Origin of the sequence: Paenibacillus sp. UASWS1643, from assembly GCF_008693195.1 — a bacterium.
Classification (GTDB): Bacteria; Bacillota; Bacilli; order Paenibacillales; family Paenibacillaceae; genus Paenibacillus; species Paenibacillus amylolyticus_B.
Genome location: NZ_VXKZ01000111.1, coordinates 119,813 through 136,788, shown reverse-complemented (window position 1 = coordinate 136,788; position 16,976 = coordinate 119,813). Strand labels below are relative to the sequence as shown.

Sequence of the window (16,976 nt, the reverse complement as noted above, 5' to 3'; positions counted from 1 at the left end):
AATCTGAGGTTATAGGTTCGAAGTAGAAGAGGAGAAGTGGTATGGTAAAAACAGCATTACCCACACTTTTAAATGTCGTACGCATTTTATTGAGTGTAAAATTGATCTACGTGATTGTGTCCTTTATTGTGTTCCTCATCGATTTTAACCAGAACATGGAGGCCTATCTTGCTTTCTCACGCAAAGGAGATGATCTGGCTTACGCTTCTGGCGTAATCATAGGCAGAATGTTGTTTATGATTGGACCAAGCCTGCTCGCCGTTATATTCATCACCAAGAGAAAGTTCAAGCTCGCCGTGACATTTCTAAGTTTGGCGCTACTTGTTGCTATTCCCAATGAAAGTAACCTGTTTATCCTGATTCATCTCTTCGCCCTGCTCATCGTGCTCTTGCACCGTCCAAGCAAGTTGTATCTGAAACGGATGTATACTGGTGGCAATGATGAAGCGGTTGAACAATCTTAAAGTGCTCGCAAGATATGATCTGGAATATACCGTTGAACGTACAATAGATGATGTTAAAATAAAAACAAGGACTTTCCTCAGAAGTACAGGAAGGTCCTTGTTTATTATATTCACTATATAAGTGAATTTCCAATTACAGTGCGGCTTGATAGATTTGCACGACATCTTCACGCTGCAATTTCTTGAAGAATCCGAACGGACCGAATCGCATCGCTTTATCAGCCATCGCGTCAATCTGACTGTCGTCGATGTCATAGTCAGCCAGACGGCTAGGAGCACCAATCGAAGTCCAGAAATTACGCAGGGCTTCGATGCCTTCTTCAGCCACTTGTTTGTCTGATTTTCCATTAGGATTGATATCAAATACATTAACGGCCATACGTTTGAATCGATCTACATCCACATCCAGATTATGCTTCATCCAGTGCGGGAACAGAATCGCAAGGCCTCCCCCATGAGGAATGTCATACACGGCCGACACAGCATGTTCAATATTGTGAGATGCCCAGTCTCCGGCAAGCCCCATATTCAGAACATCATTAAGCGCCATTGTTCCGCAGTAGAGAATGGTTTCGCGCAGTTCATAGTTTTCCGGATCTTTGATCAGGAGAGGGGCAGTATCGATGACGGTACGAAGAATCGTCTCACAGAATCCAAGCTGAACCGGTGTATTTGTATCCAGATGGAAATAATGTTCAAACACATGCGACATCATGTCCACCATACCGTATACAGTCTGATCCAGTGGTACGGTAAATGTGTTTACCGGATCAAGAATCGAGAACGCTGGGAAAGAATATTCGCTGAACCATGCCCATTTCTCCTGCGTATCCTGATTCGTAATCACTGAACCGTTATTCATCTCGGAACCTGTCGCTGCCATCGTCAGAATTGTACCCAGTGGAAGTCCGCCTTGCGGAGTTGCTTCGCGCACAACAACATCCCACATGTCTCCATCGTATTTGGCCCCTACTGCGATGGCTTTACCACAGTCAAGCACACTGCCGCCGCCAACCGCAAGAACCAAATCAATATCATGTGTTCTGCATAACGCTACACCCTTGTGAACCGTAGACAGACGTGGGTTCGGTTCTACACCGGACAGTTCTGTAACCTCTGCTCCGATTGCATTCAACTGGCTGATTACCTGATCGTACAGCCCGCTGCGTTTAATGCTTCCACCACCATATACAAGCAAAATACGTTTTCCGTACTTTGGAACTTCGGTCTGTAGTGCTTGAAGTTGCCCTTTGCCAAAAATCAGCCGGGTCGGATTATAAAACTGAAAAGATCTCATTACGTATGTTCCTCCAAAGAAGTCTGAAATTTTGTGCATCCATCATTATAGTTCTCTTTATTCGTAAAAACAAATACAGGCAAGAAGGAGATAAGATGAGTATGAAGTCTGTCAGAGATAGATACGGTGTTCCTGAAACCAAAAAGCTCCTGCCAGCAAAGTGGCAGGAGCTTATACGGCAGGGATTCAGCGTGAACATCGCATGCTTTCTTGAATGACATACACGCATGATATTCCCTCAAATATTAAAGTTTCATTACTTCCCTTTTAACCCAGATCGGCAATCCGCTGTCCAATTCGCGGAAACAGCCCAAAGGCATTCTCGTAGAAGACTTTATCATGATGCTGCTCCGGTACAAGCCGGCGGACGAATTCCGCGTACAGATCGATGGGCGCAAGCGGCCAGTCTGTGCCAAAAAGCATTTTCTCGTAATGATCCGAGTAGACCAAGGCCCGGCGGAAATGATCCATGAACAAAGGCTCGTTCATGAAGCGTTCAAAATGAGGCCGATCCCCCACCACCAGACCAGACAAATCCGCATAAACGTTCGGATTCTTCGCCACCACTTCAGCTGCATCCATCACCCAGGGATCACCCAGATGGCAGATCATGAAGTTCACACCGCGTTGCTGAAAGGCCAATTCATCCACGGTCAGTGGATGCGAATACTTGAGTAGCCCGTTCATGGAGTACGTGTCTCCCGTATGAATGACGACAGGCAAGTTATACTTGGCTGCGAGTTCATAGACAGGGGTGTAGATTTTGTCATACACATAGTGATGATAGTATCCTGCGTAGAGTTTGATTCCGGCTACCTCAGGGGATTGCAGTCTAGCTTCAATCCGGTCCAGCTCGTCCTGAGCGTGTTTACTGTCTAGCGCATTAGGATTAATGCCCACGCATTCCATGAGGAATGACGGAACCTTTTCTTCCAAATCCAGCCCCATCGGGTTGGGGGAACTGGAATCCGGGAACGCTCCCTTCGTCTGCTCCGTAACCCCCATTCCAATGCCTAGAATGACGTCGTTTTTATCAAACTCCGCTTTAAGACCTGCGGCTGAGTAATCCACTTTGGACAGATCGATTGCTGTTCGGTGAAAGCTCTCGATGTCCGACAGATGAATGTGAATATCAATGATCGGCATGTGAAGCCTCCTTTTCATCGGTAGAATTTACAAAATTCAGTTTCAGAAGGTCATGCACATCCGCTGAACTCAGCGGGATGGGTCCCAGGACAAGATATGTCGGCTCCGTCCAGACCGTCTCCCCGTGATGAAGTGTCAGATGATGATTCACGTGCAGCCCCGTCACCTGATTATTGGCAAAAGCCCAAGCACTCTGGTTCGGGTAACGATGGACCGCATGCAGCATGTTTTCACGCGAAACCGATCCGACTCGCAAAAGGTCTTCCAGTGGCAGGCCCACATCTACTTTGCCTAATGGGAATCGATCTTTGCCCGGTTGTTCGATCCAACCTTCCGCAAATACAGATGAAGGCTGGAGGAAACGTTCCTCCGCAAGCGAGTAATCCGTCAGCGTCAGGCCACTTTCGTTTGTCACCGCAAGCAGCGTGCAGAGCACAGGAACACCCGGCAGCATCAGATAATGCTGGTGAATTGTGATTCCCCGATTCGCTTCATGCTTCTCAATCCGGGTAGTCAGCTTAATACCCTTCCAGACGTTACCGTATTGATCCTTCTGCTCTGTCCAGGAAGCGACTCTCTGTTCCAACTGGCGGCTGAAACCATTCATGCCCGGGATCGCCACTCCCAACCCGCCGTACCACGGATTCCACCATGAGCGTGGAGCCGGTTCAGGGTACGAGCTGTCCAGCCATTCTTCGCCTGCAACTTTCAGTGAGTGTACGACACTGCCGAATTCTGGAGCAACGGCGATCGACAATACGCCATTGTCTACAGTGTATACAGGTCCCGAAGAACCTTCTTCAATCTTCTGCCTCACCTCTGTTCCGGTCTGCGGGAACCAAAGCGCCGTTCGCACCTGAATCCGATCTTCGCCCCGGTATAGCCCACGAACTTTCCAACCACTCACGTGCTGTTGGCGATCCACTTCGTCCGGTGAAAATGTCAGTTTGGCGGAGTTTAGATTCTGCTCCGGATTGAATTCCTTCGCTTTTGCCATAACCTCCGGTTCGCTACCCTGCTGTACATACAGCTCCAGGTTGCCCGCAAGCGGAACCAGTTTATGTTCAGTCAAGGTTGCTTGCAGCAGATCTGGGGCAAATGGATTCCCCTCACTGAGTGTCAGATCCAGATGACTGTCCAGCAATGGAATGACCGGGTTACGCTGCTTCCTGGCAAATGCACGGAAATCATGCCATTTGGCAAAAGTGTTCAGAGCAAACACCGTTTCCTTGGTTCGTGCTACAGTCCCTGCCTCCAAACGTCCCAGTTCATGCTGCAACCCCAGCGTGTATTCCGGACGAAGCAGCTTCAGGGAAGGGTCCCAATAGATGCCGCACGCGCCATACTCTTCTTTGCAGAACAGCCAGTTCTCCGTAATCTGTGAGCTATTCCAATGGTTCGGATCACCCGCATAATCATCGCCCATATCCACGAAGCGCCCCTGATAAGGAAGGATCAACCTGTTACCATAGAACCCGAAGTTATTCATTAGATACAGGTCCTCTTCCCAGGCGGTATCTCGTGTATTTTCAACCTCGTGGTAGAATTCGGCGATTCCATTCGCAGACAGCTTGACCACGGACTTAATCTGTACGCCCGGGAAATCCTCAGAGTCATACAGCGCTTCAAGAACCTGACGTTCCCCTTCGGGATAAATATTCACTTCTTTGGCTTGTTTCTTGGATAACTCTTCGGCAAACGGCTTACCCAGCTTCGGATAAGTCCACCAGAATGAATGACGGGAACCGGGATATTCAATCCACATGACGTTATCATGCTTGTTCATATGGAGCGAGAATGCGCCATTGACGGCCACCCATTGATCCTCAATTTGCCCGCCATATTTGCCCTCGATCCCCTTCATCAGGACAGAAATTTTGCTTGTAAAAGATATCGCATGGTTCCCCACGGGGACAGCCGTCACTTCTACTTCTTGGAAATATAGACTATATGAACGCAAGGTGAAGGTTACTGGCACAGACACTTTGCCTTTGGCTGGCACCGTAAAGCGTATCGAACGCTCCGCCCATTCAAGGAATTCATCCTCAGGCAGGTTCAGGCTGAACTCTGTTTCTGCATCCACATTATTTTCCACATTCAAAATCAACTCCGCCGGGATACCTGGATAGAGCTCCTTCACCGGCAAAACGGTCTTGATCTTGGCCGGGAATTTCGGGGCAATACCTAACCTGAACTCCGCTTTCTTACCACCGATCAGCCATGTGCTGGCAACAACGGGATGGGTCTTATTGTTATTCTGTTCCTCTGTAATCGGATCAAGGTGAAACTCACCTTCCACGGTAATGGTTTCTCCCGGAGCAACTGCTCGTGCAACGTCTAGCGCAAATCGAATGTTTTTGTTATCCTGACCCTTGATTTCGATCGCCAGTTCAGACGCAGAAGTGTTATTAATGCGATAGCGAACCTTGTAGCTGGAACCGAAAACCAGATCATGATCATCGACCTCTGTAGCGATTTCGTAATCCGGTGTTTCGAGGGCAGTCAGCCCGCGACCCGACTTTTCAAATTCAGCCCGCAGGGAGACCTCTCCCTTTTTCCACGTATAGTCAAAGAAATCAAACCCACGCTCCCGTCGGCCATCCGGCTCGACGACGAGTTCACGCGTGCTGTCTGCATACCAATCCAGCTCCTCGAAATAAGGAGCAAGTGCTTCGGTCTGCAAGATGGTGGGGATGAAATTCATTAGATGCACATTCTCATCTTTTTTCTCCCAGAAGAATCCGCATTTCTTGTACATCGGTACAGCCTTCGTATTGCCTGCCCATGTGAACAGATCCAGGCGGGGCCATCCGGCCTCTACGGTCTTGCGCACAGCATTCAGGATCAGGTTGCGTCCGACCTTGTACCCGTGATAGTCGGGGCGTACATTAAGCAGCGGTACATATAGGGCTCTCTCATCATAGCGGTAATGAGCAAAACTGCAGAAGCCAACAACCTCTTTCTCATGAACGGCTAGAAATGCGTGAAGATTGGACGAACTCTCCATCTCGCGGCGAACCGTTTCCTCTGTTCTAAGGTTGGTGCCACCTCCCCAGCTCTCATTACTGCGGTTCCACATATCCGCGAGTGCGGCAGCGTAAGAGGGATCGTATTCAATAATGTGAATTTGATCGATAATCGAAGTTACGGTCATGTTCTGATCTCCTTCTCTGTATGTATAGGATGGTGAAGAAGCTAGTGATAGTCTTATCATACTATAATTGGAAACATTTTCAGAGTGTTATATTGGTGTTAGGGGCAGGGTGATATGGAGTTCATCTTGTTCGAAGACCAACCGCCTGCTCAACGCATGTCGAATGAGATATCGCTTATGTATGACCTAACATATCCCGCCGTGACGGGCTTAATCGGATATGCATGTGAGTTTTGACAAGCTCTATTCGCTATTGTTACTCTTTGTAGAGGAGTGTTTCTTAACTATAAAAAATAGATAGATTTGTGGAGGGAAAGCATGACGGAGTGGATCACGCAATTTATACTTTTTTTCAAAGATTTGTCGTACGCAGGTCTCGTTCTTGCCTTGTCGTTTGAATTCGTACCTGCTGAACTCGTACTGCCCATGGCGGGATATTGGGTGTATCTTGGAGATATGAAGCTGTGGCTGGCTATACTGGCGGGTACCGTAGGTGGAACGTTTGGACCTCTGACATTATATGCCCTGGGACGTTACGGCGGCAGACCGATGGTCGAAAAATACGGCAAGTATTTCTTGATTCGCCCCCACCATCTGGACGCTTCCGATACGTTCTTCGAGAAATATGGCAGCGGGGTCGCTTTCTATGGACGTTTTGTCCCCGGCATTCGGACCGTGATCTCGATCCCTTGTGGAATGGCGAAAATGAATGTGTTTAAATTCAGTATCTTTACCTTCTTGGCCATGCTTCCGATCACATCATTGTACATTTACTTAGGCTTCAAATTAGGCTCTCAATGGGAGCACGTGGATGAGATTGTTAAGCCTTATATCGTTCCGGCAGCGGTCGTTTTCTTGGGCGCATTTGGATTGTACGTGCTTCTGAAACGTTGGAAAAGAAGAGCGGCTTTGAACAAGTCATAGGCTTGCCTGAGGAATGCGGACTGTATAGTAGAGTAGCTGGTATATGATTAAAAAAATCCTTACTCTACATGGCCTGTGGTTATGTTTTGTTAAGATACTAGTGATAGATGATATACCCGTACTAATCTACTCGTATATTCATATGCAAAGCCCCGCCGATCCTAAGGATTAGCGGGGCTTTATCAGTTTATGAAATTTCAAACCAAGTTACAAAAGTACATGGTAGCTACGTTAAAATGTTAAGTGATTCATTCAGAAATTCCATTTTGGAATGTATACCTCCATTCCTTCAGAAACATTACTTATAAATATAAGGTATGGTATTGAGTTAGCCGAAAGATTGCTGGAGCATGAAGCTGGTTTGATCGTTGTATTTGTCACGGCCTACCAAGAATACGCTGTAAAAGCCTTCGAAGTGAACGCCATTGATTATATTTTAAAACCGGTCCGTTTCGATCGATTGTCCAAAACGATGAATCGAATAATCAATAGTAATACCATGAGCTTTAATCACGCTGATTCTCTAAAACCACTTAAGATGACGTTGTTCAAACAAGTCATGATTGAAGAGCTGCAACGGCCACTTCTCGTTAATTCAATGGAGAACCACCAGAGCGCAGGAACTTTTTCTGTATCTACTTCAGCACAGAGGGCAGCTAGTTCGAAAATCATTTATCGTAGACTCGCTATGGACTAATGTAATTGGAGCTAGAGAATGTCATCCTGGATGTAGCAGAGTGGAATTCCTCTCCGGACGTTAAAGATATTTCGGAAGACAATCTGGAAACCTACCTTAAGAAAATTAACAGCTATACAGGTGATTATCTGCAAGAATACGATTACTGGTGGGCAGAGGGAGAGCGACAAAGACTCAAACAATTATGGCTTAATACAGCTCTATGTGTAGGACAGTGGTATGAAGATCAACAGAAATTTAGCGAAGCTTTGACAACATACTTACAAATAAACCGTCTCAATCCGGCCAGTGACAGGCTTAGTATTGCAAATCCAACAAAGGTTCCCGGTACTTTTAATGATACGAGCCCTGAAAAAAAAACAAAGTACACCTGGTGGGGGAACTACGGTATCCTTCATAGTACCGAACTCAGCACATATGAAAAACTGAAAAAGCACTTGTAGATTGGATGATGCTTCCCAACATTTTTGGAAGACTTATGTTGCTCATACGTCATGCTATGCTGATCCAGTTCATTAACGGCTAAACGAAAAATAGAGCAGTTGACAACTTGCAAACTGCTCTATTTGATTTGAACATAATCAAAGAAGATGTTTTTAAACAATCACACCTAAATTATTGTCCTGATCTGCAAACCATAGCTCACGAAATTAAGTCCTTCATCAACTCCTGTAATTTCAAATTCCATTCCATCGACCTGTTCGTACAATTCAATTCCTTTATAGGACCTGATTGACAAGCGCTTGGGTCCTGTTTAGCTTCTGAATTGGTTTAGTGTTCGTTAGGTCGTGAGGGTCGATTATTTCTTCCGATTGGGCATGCTTCACGCCTAATACGTCTAGCATGACCCGATCGGAACCTTCCTCTGCATTTAAGTATACTACTGTGATTTTCTCCTCTTGGCCTTCACGGTTTAATCGACCAATGATTTGCTCATGGACCTTAGGCGACCAATCCAACTCTCCAAACAATATAGTCGAGCAGCAATACTGCAAACCGTCCAATCCTGCACCGCTACGTAACGATAATATGAATACATTTGTCTCCCCTTGGACAAACCGCCTAACGGATTCGATCTTTTGCATATCCGACTCACTGCCTGTATACATAGCTGGGCGATAATCTGCCAATTCCTTAAGCCATATCTCATAAACATCGCGATGCCATCCAACAAGAAGCAGGGGGATGCCTGCTTCCAACAACTGTTTCGCATACTGCGCAACACCTGCAGCCTTAGCCACACCCGTTGCCTGTCTCATTAAAAGGTCCAGCTCACGAGCTGCTGAGCCACGTTCCAGGTATGTCCCTTGAGAAGCTTTTAAGGCAAGTTGTTTTGCTTGTGCTTTCACCGATTTTAACTTTGATAAATCGGGCTCGACCACCTCGACGATCTGGTTGACGGGGGGCAACTGTTGGCCAACTTCTCTTTTCGTCCGCCGGAGCATGACATTATGCTCCCGAAGGAAGCTACCTAGTACAACCGGGTCATGAACTTTCCGATCATTGCTGCACCATTCCCGAATAAACTCTGAATAGGTTCCCAATAGGTCGGGGTCGAGGAATTGTAAGACATTCCAAATCTCAGTACCGTAGTTGTAAATCGGTGTTGCCGAAAGACCCAACCGGAATTCTGCTGCATCGGACAAAATTTTCGCGGCCTCTCCTTTATTACTTGTAAGACCGGTTCGAAGTTCTTGGATTTCGTCATAAATGACACATTGAAAGTGGCCGTCTGCAAAGAAGTTCTTCCAACCGGCAAGCTGGCTATACTTGAACAAATAAACATCTGCAACGGGAAGCGAATACGGCCGTGTTCTTTCAATTTTATGAACAATAAGCTCTGTGAAGGATTCAATCTTCTCTTTCCATTGGTCTTGGAGATGAGCCTGAACGACAACGGCAGCGGGATGTGTATCCGGTTCTAGCAACATGCCAGCCGCTGTGTACGTCTTTCCGAGGCCAAGATCATCACCGAGGAGCAAAGAACGGCGTTCCAAGCACAGATCGATAGCCTGTAATTGATAGTGGCGAATCTTTTGTCCAGGTTTGAGGCCTGGGCGTAAGATGGGGTCATAATCAGGAGTGAGTATCTGTTCCAAGTACGCTTTCTTCTCAAAGAACTTATCGTGGCCACGCAATAACTTAGCTCTGTCTTCAGAAGTTATCTCCATCGGAAACCGCTGAGTAAACCAGACAAGATCCGTACATATATTCGATCTGTTCGAAAACAAAAATGTGCCCGCTTGTTTCATTGCAACGCGTGGAAACAGCTGCTTCAAGCGAATTACAACATGTGGGTGAACTTCGCTTAACTTCCACCTTCCGTTCACTAGCTCTAGTTTTCCATACATCGTTCCAATCAACCCCACCTTCCAATGAATCATTTTATGCAGGCACTGCGCTCGTCAATCTCGATCTATCCCTTAATGCGTCGGATTCCTTGAACGATCTGTTCTCTCTCAATTTCCCTCAACGAATAGAGTACAGGTGCTGTAGGAATCTCAAATTTCAGATGGGAATGAGGAATTTCCGTCAATAAAGTTCCAATAGGTTGTTGGCTTTTTTTACTACGTACAACATTCCAAAATAACCTGGACCTATTTTCCTCTGTTCCCCACTTTTCTAGCGAATTTCGAAATAGTAAACATTTGCCGATAACGAAATCATGATCATCGAGTGATTCCATTGCTTCAAAGCCGGCGTCCTCAAGGCCATCAAAAAGTAGAGGCATCAACTTGTCTAAATACAACCCATAGGCAGCATCTTCTATCTCATGAAAAGCGACCATTAGTTGATCGTGCATAGAATCATATAAGGGCTTCCATGCCGTTTCAATATACAGATTGCCTACCTGGCTAATCTTCTCGATTGTCATCTCGTAATGGAATACTGGATTAAAGGTCATTTTATTCCTCCTTGATTTGTATTACCATCATCATACAACATGTAAGCCAATTGGAAGGTTTTTTAGGAAAGTACAAGTAAAATCAACACAAGGATAGAGCAAAGGTTATAATAGTTCCAATGTTATTATTATTAGAAAGGCGGGATAACATGGGAATGCGACCAAGAAAACTGGCGAATAAATTTATGATAAGCGCTAGCACGTTGCGAAACTACGAAGCGAAGGGGCTCATCCCTCCTGCTGAGCGTTCTGCCAATGGTTATCGCATGTATACGGAAAGGCATGAAGCCTATCTGGCATGTATTCAAGCCATGGCCCCTGCATTCGGGATGGAGGTGACGACCGAGGTACTACATGGTCTCCAAAGAAATGAGTTGGATGACGCATTGTGGGTCGTAAGGGGGAGGGAGGTCAAACTGCATCAGGAAAAAGCAAGTTTGGAACAACTCGTAGAGGAGTTGAATTCGTATGCCAACGGAGGTCAAGTTTTCGACTTGAACCAGCGCTTCCGCATCCACGAGGTCTCTAGACGGACGGGGGTCCCTAAATCAGCGATTCGATACTGGGAGAAAAGTGGCCTGTTCATTACTGAACGTAACTGTGATAACAAATACCGTCTGTATAATGAAGCACACCTGCTTAAAATTAAGATGATCCAGATATTGCAAAGCTCTGTTTATTCCGAGGAGACTGTACACTTAAAGCAATCAATTGCACTGTTAGAATTCCAAAACATCGAGCAGGTGATCAAGCTTGCAGAACAAATCCGAACTTACCTGAACAAAACGATTAAACTGCAGGTAAGAGGTCTTTACTTCCTACATCGATTGATACGATCATTAGACTTTTAAGATATAACCGAAGCTCATTGTTGTTTGGCCATTCTCTCCGCGGAAATGCCTCCGGAACGCCGACCAATCAACCAACGCATGCAGACGAATCAATCCAGGTGGACGGAGACTAATATCCAATCGATTAATCATATTTTTCAACCAATTCCAACTCTTGTTTTAACGGAGAAGGATACACTCCAAAAATATGCATGACTGCTTCTCCCTTTAACGGATCGATCGTGTTACCCGTTTCTATGGATAATTGCTCGGTGATCAATGAGACAACTCCCGGACCCGAATAACTGCCATGTCCGCCGAACGAACGGGAGCTTGGGGAGCCTTTTCCATCTGTGTTTTTAATCGTGATGCTATTTTGTAACATTTTGTCCAGCTGGTCGGACTGAAGGTCTATATCGTACCAATTGGTCAGTTGATACTGATCTATATGTATGAAAAGTCTCTCTCGCAGTATAAAAAAAACTCCTTCCACTCCGTAGTTCGAGTGAGAAAGAGTTCTTTATAAAGCTTGGTGTTACGTAACAACTAAATCAGTTCCTGCCTTCTTTTCAAATATACATACAATACTACTCCAGATGCCGCACAGATCACTGCACATAAACCGATGAATCCATATCCCGCCTGAAGTCCGCGCAGCAGTCCTAACTGAGTGGTTGCCCCATACATATGCTTCACGCCTTCAATGACCCAGCCAATCACATAGTTACCGATGACACTACCAACCCCCATCAAGGTAACCGTGAACGTAATCGCGGTGTCACTGCCGTTCGGATATCTGCGTGCGATAAACGCCATTACTGTTGGATAGATCATCGCTATGCCCGCGCCAGATATCGCAAAGAAAATCGAAAGACGCTCTCCCCCTGCAAGCGCCACGAATGTACATATTCCCGAGAAAGCCGAGAACAGAATCAGTGACAATACAAATCCGATCCGGTCCGTCAATGGACCAAGCAGCAGACGTCCCAGCGAGAACGTGAGGAAGAACGCAGATAATAACCCGGAGGCTTTGACCGTGTCCCACGTGTAGGCTTTTTCCAGGAAGTTAACGAGCCAACCCCCAACTGCCAGCTCCGATACCACGCCAAAAGAAAGAATGAGCACCATCAGCCAGAGGGCTGGATCACGTGTTAACGTCTTCAGTGAAGTCCGATCTTCATGAGCAAGATCGTCCCCCGGGAATTTACTGCGCAGCGCCGCAATGATCGGCAGCAGACAGAGTGACAACATCACGAGATACATGCCGCGCCAGTCCAGTACATGTCCGAACACGCTCAACGACATCACCCCTGTCGCCAGCAAAGGCGCCACCGTTGAACTCAGCCCATAGAAGAAATGGGACAGGTTCATCATCGTACCTGTGTTCTTCACAAAGATCCGCGCACCCAGAATCGCCAAAGCAATCTCCAGCATGCCGTTACCGATGTACATGAAGAAGTACGATGAAGCAAAGAGCGGATAGTTATGAGACATGTAAATGAACACACCCGATAAGATCATCGATGCAAACGATATGATGCTAACCGCCTTGATGCCCCATTTGCGAACCAGAATAGCCGTGAACGAGCAGGCGATCAGGTACCCCAGTGCGTTAAGAGACAATAATGTCCCGAGCTGTTTCTCATCCAGATTGAAGTCGAATTGAATGCGCGGAATAGCCGGCCCCTTAATATTTTCCGATATCCCGAATACGATAAATCCGAGAAAGATTGTTGCCAGTTGCATGGCGTACAGCTTGTTGAACTTTCGTTTGTTCCCTTGTGTACCTGCTTGCTGATTCAAAATAAGTTCCTCCATTATGTTCAGAAAAATGGTTACACTCTATAACTACGATTGCAGTACCATCTTCCGACCGCTGTTATCCCTGTATTTTTTGAATCTTTCCTAGAGGTGAAAATACAGGGATAAAGGCGTTCTTCAGATTGGTTCTGCACTCTCCATTCTCGTGTAAAAAATTTTGCTTAACTTCAATTCATAATAAGTAGTTCCTACCACTGCTTCTCAACCACCTGAATGCGGTAGGTCAGACTCTCCAACGTAACAGCGACTAGCCCAGTCACATATTCGCGCCGTGTGTCTCTTTGGATGATCAACTCCGGCATATGCTCCTGTGGGATCAAGTGATCCCGACAGCCTTGTAACAGGTCATCCCGCATAGCCGGGTCCATTGTATCGCCCGTAACGACAATTGCTGCCGGGTTAATAATCGCAATGATGGAGATCAGCGTCTTTGTGACGAGTTCCTGCAACCCTTCTGTCGTTTTCAACATGCGCAACTGCTCTTCCCGTGACACGCCAAACGGCAAAAAGGAAACCTCGCCCCCAAATTGCGTGTTCCCCGTCAGCGGACGACCATCAATGATAAAGCCTGCACCCGGAAAATGGTTCTCCGGAAAAGTTACCACCGCAAAGTTCTTCTCTTCCTCAAATTGCTGCTGGTTATAAAGTCCGTAGACGGTCAGGTTCATATCGTTGCCAATAACTACTTCCACATCTTCATATTGTTCCTTAAGCCTTGGCCCAAGCGGCTGATACATCAGCTCCGGTACATCGCAAATCCCAATTACGCCGTTGTGCGCCACCCCAGGTATCCCGATACCAATCGCCTGCACATTGTGGTGTTGTTCGATAAGGTTCGCAATCAGATCCTCTACCACCGTGACATTAATCTCATCCAAAAAGAGTGTTTGTTCATCCTCCATCTCTCCGTTCAGATTGGCATATGTATGTGTGATCGAGTGAATGCCGCCCTCTGTTCGAATAATCAGGCAAAGTACGCTGGCGTAGTCCGCATTGAATTGATACCGACTCGCAGGTCTTCCCCCACTCGATTCATCCGGGCCCAGATCGATAATCTCACCCGTTTGGAGCAATTCGTTCAGGATGGTGCCGCATGTCGCTACGCTGAGTTTCGTCAAGTTCGCGATGGAAGCCTTCGTGCCTACGCCCATGGATCGGAGTGTGTTCTTTACCAATTCAACGTTGATTCGTTTTACCTGCTGGGTGTTGTGTGATGTGGGTAACATGATAAGTTATATGCCTCCTTTCGTTCATTTTGAACCATTCAATGAATGTTTTTAAAAGTATTTTAATAATTGAAGTGTAGGGGGATTTGGAAGGAAAGTCAATGCTTAATTGGGAGCGATAAACGTTTGGATGGACAGACAAAAAGACAGTTCAAGATCATCATGTGTGATCCTGTACTGTCCTTTAGTTAAGGTGGTTTTATGTAGACTGGCTCATTTGATTTGCCAAGATGCTCTTCTCCAGTCGAACTTTAAATAACTTTCGGTTCAGATCCTGTTCCATGGCATGTAGATGATATGCTGCTTGTTTCACGGTATCCATGTCTAGTAAACCTGCCTGCTTCGCGATGATGTCCATGGCGTCCAATATTAGTTTGTTGCATTTGATTAGTTGGTCTACGTAATCGTCTTCTTGTTCTACAAGTTGTGCGTACTGCAAAGTTAAGTCTTCGCTGTTGGTACTTGTCATGTCACCACTCCTTTTAAGGAGAGGGTATCACATCCAAAGAGAGGATGTGGTACGTCATTGCGTAATAGATACAATGCTATTTAATATCAAATTTTTTATTACTCTTAAGAAGTGAATTTACTAGTGAACTTTCCTCAGAATTTAGCATGTCTATCTGTAATTTTTTTGAATCTTGAAGTTCACTTATCTTTCCTAAGCTAGAATAAAAGTAATTATGACTTATAAAATTAATATTATCTTTAGGAATTAAATCTTTATTCAACTCAAAAACATTAGATGAATCTGCAACTAAGTAACTTTTATCTATATCTGTATGAATTATTTGTTTATTTTTAAAGGCTGTTCCATCCTTTAGTATGAAGTTTGCAGAGATTTGCGAGTGCCCGATATATCTAAATAAATTTTTTGTTCGCAAAAGCAAAAAAAAGTATAAAACTGTAATCATCACAGAGGCACTAATAGTGGAAGGGTTAAAATCTCTAATTAGTAACAACACACTAAGTGGATCATCTACATTTCCACCTAGAGCATTCCCTTGCATACTTAGAATTTTATTTATCACCCAACCATATAATAATGAATAGTGGACTAAATATATCAAAATGAGAATCATTAAGCCAAGTATTAACCATTTTCTTCTTTTTAGTGTACTCTTTTTAGTATATGCCCAAGAAGTAATAGCACTCTGCATTTTTTTAAATGATAAAATTTGAATAATTGCTAGAAAGAAAAATAAATAAAAAAGTGCATAGCCTACGTTACTAAAAACATATACAATTTCATTGCTCATCCATTTATAAAGAGAAGAAGACATTAGTACAGCGTAGATTCCAGCACTTATTACTATTAAAGTCCATATGTATACAAATCTAAAAAATTTCATTGTACTTCCCATATAAAATATTTCCTCAAGTGACACAAAGAAACGCAATGGATTCTTAGTCATTTTTAAATATGTAGTAAAGACATAAAATACAACTGTACCTAAAAAACCTGAAAAAGCAATAACTGGATTGTAGAAAGCCTCCATGAATATCATCCCTTCTCAACATTTAATGCCACTTGTTCCTAATTATTTCTTAACCTCCTATATTATTTATTATATAACGTTTCAATTAATAGTAGAGTGAAATATGATTAATTCTTCCATTACTTAACACAAAACTATCAACATTCATTTAATTTTTTAACACTATTCTATTTGACACCCCCCTCAAAAAGGTCTATCTTAATAACGAACCAACCATTCATTATAAGGAGTCGTTCCCGATGGTGCAAGCCAAGAAAGATGACGTCAGGAAAGAGATTGAATACGCGGCGCTCAAAGTCTTTTTTGAAAAAGGCTATGTGGATGCCAAGATGAGCGATATCGCGGATGAGATCAATATTTCCGTGGGCAATATCTATACTTATTTTAAGAACAAGAAAGAACTATTCTACGCCGTCGTGCCGCCGGATCTGGTGGATTATCTGAAAAATGTGCTGGTGGAGACGATTCACTTTGACAACCAGAGCTTGTTCGAGGAAACGGATAGCGAGCGAACGTCGGCGCTGTTGCAGGAACAGGTGGACGTATTACGGAAATACCGGAATCAGATTGTCATCATCTTTGAAAAGAATAAAGGCACCATCTACACCAACGCCAAGAAAGAGCTTGTTGAGCTGATGATCGAAACCAAGAAGGCCTATCTGAAGAATCAATATAAAAGGTATGAGATTGGCACCGAGGAGAATTTGATCTTACTGAACATTCTCGCACACAATGTGATCGACATGAACCTGGATCTATTGAAGCGGGATATGAGTGAGGATAGCCGGAAGCAAATATTCGAAGCGTTATATGTATACAGACTGTACGGTATGAAGAGTCTCAACGAATAATGCTCAATCTCATCATTATTGCCGGGTAGACAAAGCGTGCAGATCAGATCAACTTCACTTGGTTTGCACGCAAAAAAACTCCATCATAGATCAGCCTATTTTTTTAACTCAAAAATGAATTAATTATTCATTATTGAAACAAGCACCTTCGTCACTCTAACT

Annotated in this window: 16 protein-coding genes; 6 read left to right on the top strand and 10 right to left on the bottom strand. The window is 44.8% G+C overall.

The window, feature by feature from the left end; genetic code table 11:
* Positions 1-41: 41 nt before the first annotated feature.
* Entirely contained in the window at positions 42-464 is a 423-nt protein-coding gene (locus tag FE296_RS18595; RefSeq protein WP_150365946.1) for a hypothetical protein, read from the top strand.
* A gap of 133 nt (positions 465-597) precedes the next feature.
* Here the strand turns inward: FE296_RS18595 and FE296_RS18590 are convergent, their stop codons facing one another.
* The 3 genes from FE296_RS18590 to FE296_RS18580 all read right to left on the bottom strand — a co-directional run bounded on the left by FE296_RS18590 (position 598) and on the right by FE296_RS18580 (position 6,061).
* The gene (locus FE296_RS18590) at positions 598-1,761 is read right to left on the bottom strand and encodes an iron-containing alcohol dehydrogenase (RefSeq protein ID WP_150365945.1); all 1,164 of its coding nucleotides are present in this window, start codon (positions 1,759-1,761) and stop codon (positions 598-600) included.
* A 267-nt stretch (positions 1,762-2,028) separates the two neighbouring features.
* Positions 2,029-2,907 carry an amidohydrolase family protein gene (locus FE296_RS18585; protein ID WP_150365944.1) on the bottom strand — a complete coding sequence of 293 codons (879 nt, stop codon included), beginning with the start codon at positions 2,905-2,907 and terminating at the stop codon, positions 2,029-2,031.
* Positions 2,894-6,061: a GNAT family N-acetyltransferase gene (locus tag FE296_RS18580; protein WP_150365943.1), complete on the bottom strand. Its 3,168-nt coding sequence runs from the start codon at positions 6,059-6,061 to the stop codon at positions 2,894-2,896. Before FE296_RS18580 ends, FE296_RS18585 begins: the two co-directional genes overlap by 14 nt.
* 318 nt (positions 6,062-6,379) lie before the next feature.
* Between FE296_RS18580 and FE296_RS18575 the strand changes: the two genes are divergently transcribed.
* The 3 genes from FE296_RS18575 (at position 6,380) to FE296_RS18565 (ending at position 8,125) form a co-directional block, all read left to right on the top strand.
* The gene (locus FE296_RS18575) at positions 6,380-6,985 is read left to right on the top strand and encodes a DedA family protein (RefSeq protein ID WP_150365942.1); all 606 of its coding nucleotides are present in this window, start codon (positions 6,380-6,382) and stop codon (positions 6,983-6,985) included.
* A gap of 271 nt (positions 6,986-7,256) precedes the next feature.
* Complete coding sequence (locus FE296_RS33805) at positions 7,257-7,682, top strand: response regulator (protein WP_150365941.1); 426 nt, start codon at positions 7,257-7,259, stop codon at positions 7,680-7,682.
* Positions 7,683-7,687: 5 nt separating this feature from the next.
* On the top strand, positions 7,688-8,125 hold the full coding sequence (locus FE296_RS18565; protein WP_150365940.1) for a bacterial transcriptional activator domain-containing protein: 438 nt from the start codon (positions 7,688-7,690) through the stop codon (positions 8,123-8,125).
* Between the two features lie 276 nt (positions 8,126-8,401).
* On the opposite strand, the gene FE296_RS18560 is transcribed toward FE296_RS18565, so the two are convergent.
* Positions 8,402-10,012, bottom strand: coding sequence for an SNF2-related protein (locus FE296_RS18560; protein WP_190945341.1), 1,611 nt, complete (start codon positions 10,010-10,012; stop codon positions 8,402-8,404).
* Positions 10,013-10,098: 86 nt separating this feature from the next.
* A complete protein-coding gene (locus tag FE296_RS18555) occupies positions 10,099-10,587 on the bottom strand; it encodes a DUF6022 family protein (protein WP_150365938.1) in 489 nt (162 codons plus the stop codon).
* Positions 10,588-10,742: 155 nt separating this feature from the next.
* Between FE296_RS18555 and FE296_RS18550 the strand changes: the two genes are divergently transcribed.
* Positions 10,743-11,438, top strand: coding sequence for a MerR family transcriptional regulator (locus FE296_RS18550; protein ID WP_223868930.1), 696 nt, complete (start codon positions 10,743-10,745; stop codon positions 11,436-11,438).
* 124 nt (positions 11,439-11,562) lie between these two features.
* Here FE296_RS18550 and FE296_RS18545 read toward each other — a convergent pair whose 3' ends face one another.
* The 5 genes from FE296_RS18545 to FE296_RS18525 all read right to left on the bottom strand — a co-directional run bounded on the left by FE296_RS18545 (position 11,563) and on the right by FE296_RS18525 (position 15,963).
* A complete protein-coding gene (locus FE296_RS18545; protein ID WP_124115794.1) occupies positions 11,563-11,802 on the bottom strand; it encodes a hypothetical protein in 240 nt (79 codons plus the stop codon).
* 161 nt (positions 11,803-11,963) lie between these two features.
* Positions 11,964-13,163: an MFS transporter gene (locus FE296_RS18540; protein WP_150366029.1), complete on the bottom strand. Its 1,200-nt coding sequence runs from the start codon at positions 13,161-13,163 to the stop codon at positions 11,964-11,966.
* Positions 13,164-13,426: 263 nt separating this feature from the next.
* A complete protein-coding gene (locus tag FE296_RS18535) occupies positions 13,427-14,464 on the bottom strand; it encodes an ROK family protein (protein WP_150365936.1) in 1,038 nt (345 codons plus the stop codon).
* 199 nt (positions 14,465-14,663) lie between these two features.
* Positions 14,664-14,933, bottom strand: coding sequence for a hypothetical protein (locus FE296_RS18530; RefSeq protein WP_150365935.1), 270 nt, complete (start codon positions 14,931-14,933; stop codon positions 14,664-14,666).
* Positions 14,934-15,009: 76 nt separating this feature from the next.
* Positions 15,010-15,963 (bottom strand): hypothetical protein, encoded by a 954-nt coding sequence (locus tag FE296_RS18525; RefSeq protein ID WP_150365934.1) that lies wholly within the window; start codon positions 15,961-15,963, stop codon positions 15,010-15,012.
* Between the two features lie 239 nt (positions 15,964-16,202).
* Between FE296_RS18525 and FE296_RS18520 the strand changes: the two genes are divergently transcribed.
* Complete coding sequence (locus tag FE296_RS18520; RefSeq protein WP_150365933.1) at positions 16,203-16,814, top strand: TetR/AcrR family transcriptional regulator; 612 nt, start codon at positions 16,203-16,205, stop codon at positions 16,812-16,814.
* The last annotated feature ends 162 nt before the right edge of the window (positions 16,815-16,976 follow it).

What these genes read in the sequence shown, in the direction of transcription:
- FE296_RS18595 (WP_150365946.1), top strand. Translation starts at nt 42, where the DNA reads ATGGTAAAAACAGCATTACCCACACTTTTAAATGTCGTACGCATTTTA.
- FE296_RS18540 (WP_150366029.1), bottom strand. Translation starts at nt 13,163, where the DNA reads ATGCAACTGGCAACAATCTTTCTCGGATTTATCGTATTCGGGATATCG.
- FE296_RS33805 (WP_150365941.1), top strand. Translation starts at nt 7,257, where the DNA reads ATGTATACCTCCATTCCTTCAGAAACATTACTTATAAATATAAGGTAT.
- FE296_RS18535 (WP_150365936.1), bottom strand. Translation starts at nt 14,464, where the DNA reads ATGTTACCCACATCACACAACACCCAGCAGGTAAAACGAATCAACGTT.
- FE296_RS18580 (WP_150365943.1), bottom strand. Translation starts at nt 6,061, where the DNA reads ATGACCGTAACTTCGATTATCGATCAAATTCACATTATTGAATACGAT.
- FE296_RS18530 (WP_150365935.1), bottom strand. Translation starts at nt 14,933, where the DNA reads ATGACAAGTACCAACAGCGAAGACTTAACTTTGCAGTACGCACAACTT.
- FE296_RS18585 (WP_150365944.1), bottom strand. Translation starts at nt 2,907, where the DNA reads ATGCCGATCATTGATATTCACATTCATCTGTCGGACATCGAGAGCTTT.
- FE296_RS18550 (WP_223868930.1), top strand. Translation starts at nt 10,743, where the DNA reads ATGCGACCAAGAAAACTGGCGAATAAATTTATGATAAGCGCTAGCACG.
- FE296_RS18525 (WP_150365934.1), bottom strand. Translation starts at nt 15,963, where the DNA reads ATGGAGGCTTTCTACAATCCAGTTATTGCTTTTTCAGGTTTTTTAGGT.
- FE296_RS18575 (WP_150365942.1), top strand. Translation starts at nt 6,380, where the DNA reads ATGACGGAGTGGATCACGCAATTTATACTTTTTTTCAAAGATTTGTCG.
- FE296_RS18555 (WP_150365938.1), bottom strand. Translation starts at nt 10,587, where the DNA reads ATGACCTTTAATCCAGTATTCCATTACGAGATGACAATCGAGAAGATT.
- FE296_RS18590 (WP_150365945.1), bottom strand. Translation starts at nt 1,761, where the DNA reads ATGAGATCTTTTCAGTTTTATAATCCGACCCGGCTGATTTTTGGCAAA.
- FE296_RS18520 (WP_150365933.1), top strand. Translation starts at nt 16,203, where the DNA reads ATGGTGCAAGCCAAGAAAGATGACGTCAGGAAAGAGATTGAATACGCG.
- FE296_RS18545 (WP_124115794.1), bottom strand. Translation starts at nt 11,802, where the DNA reads ATGTTACAAAATAGCATCACGATTAAAAACACAGATGGAAAAGGCTCC.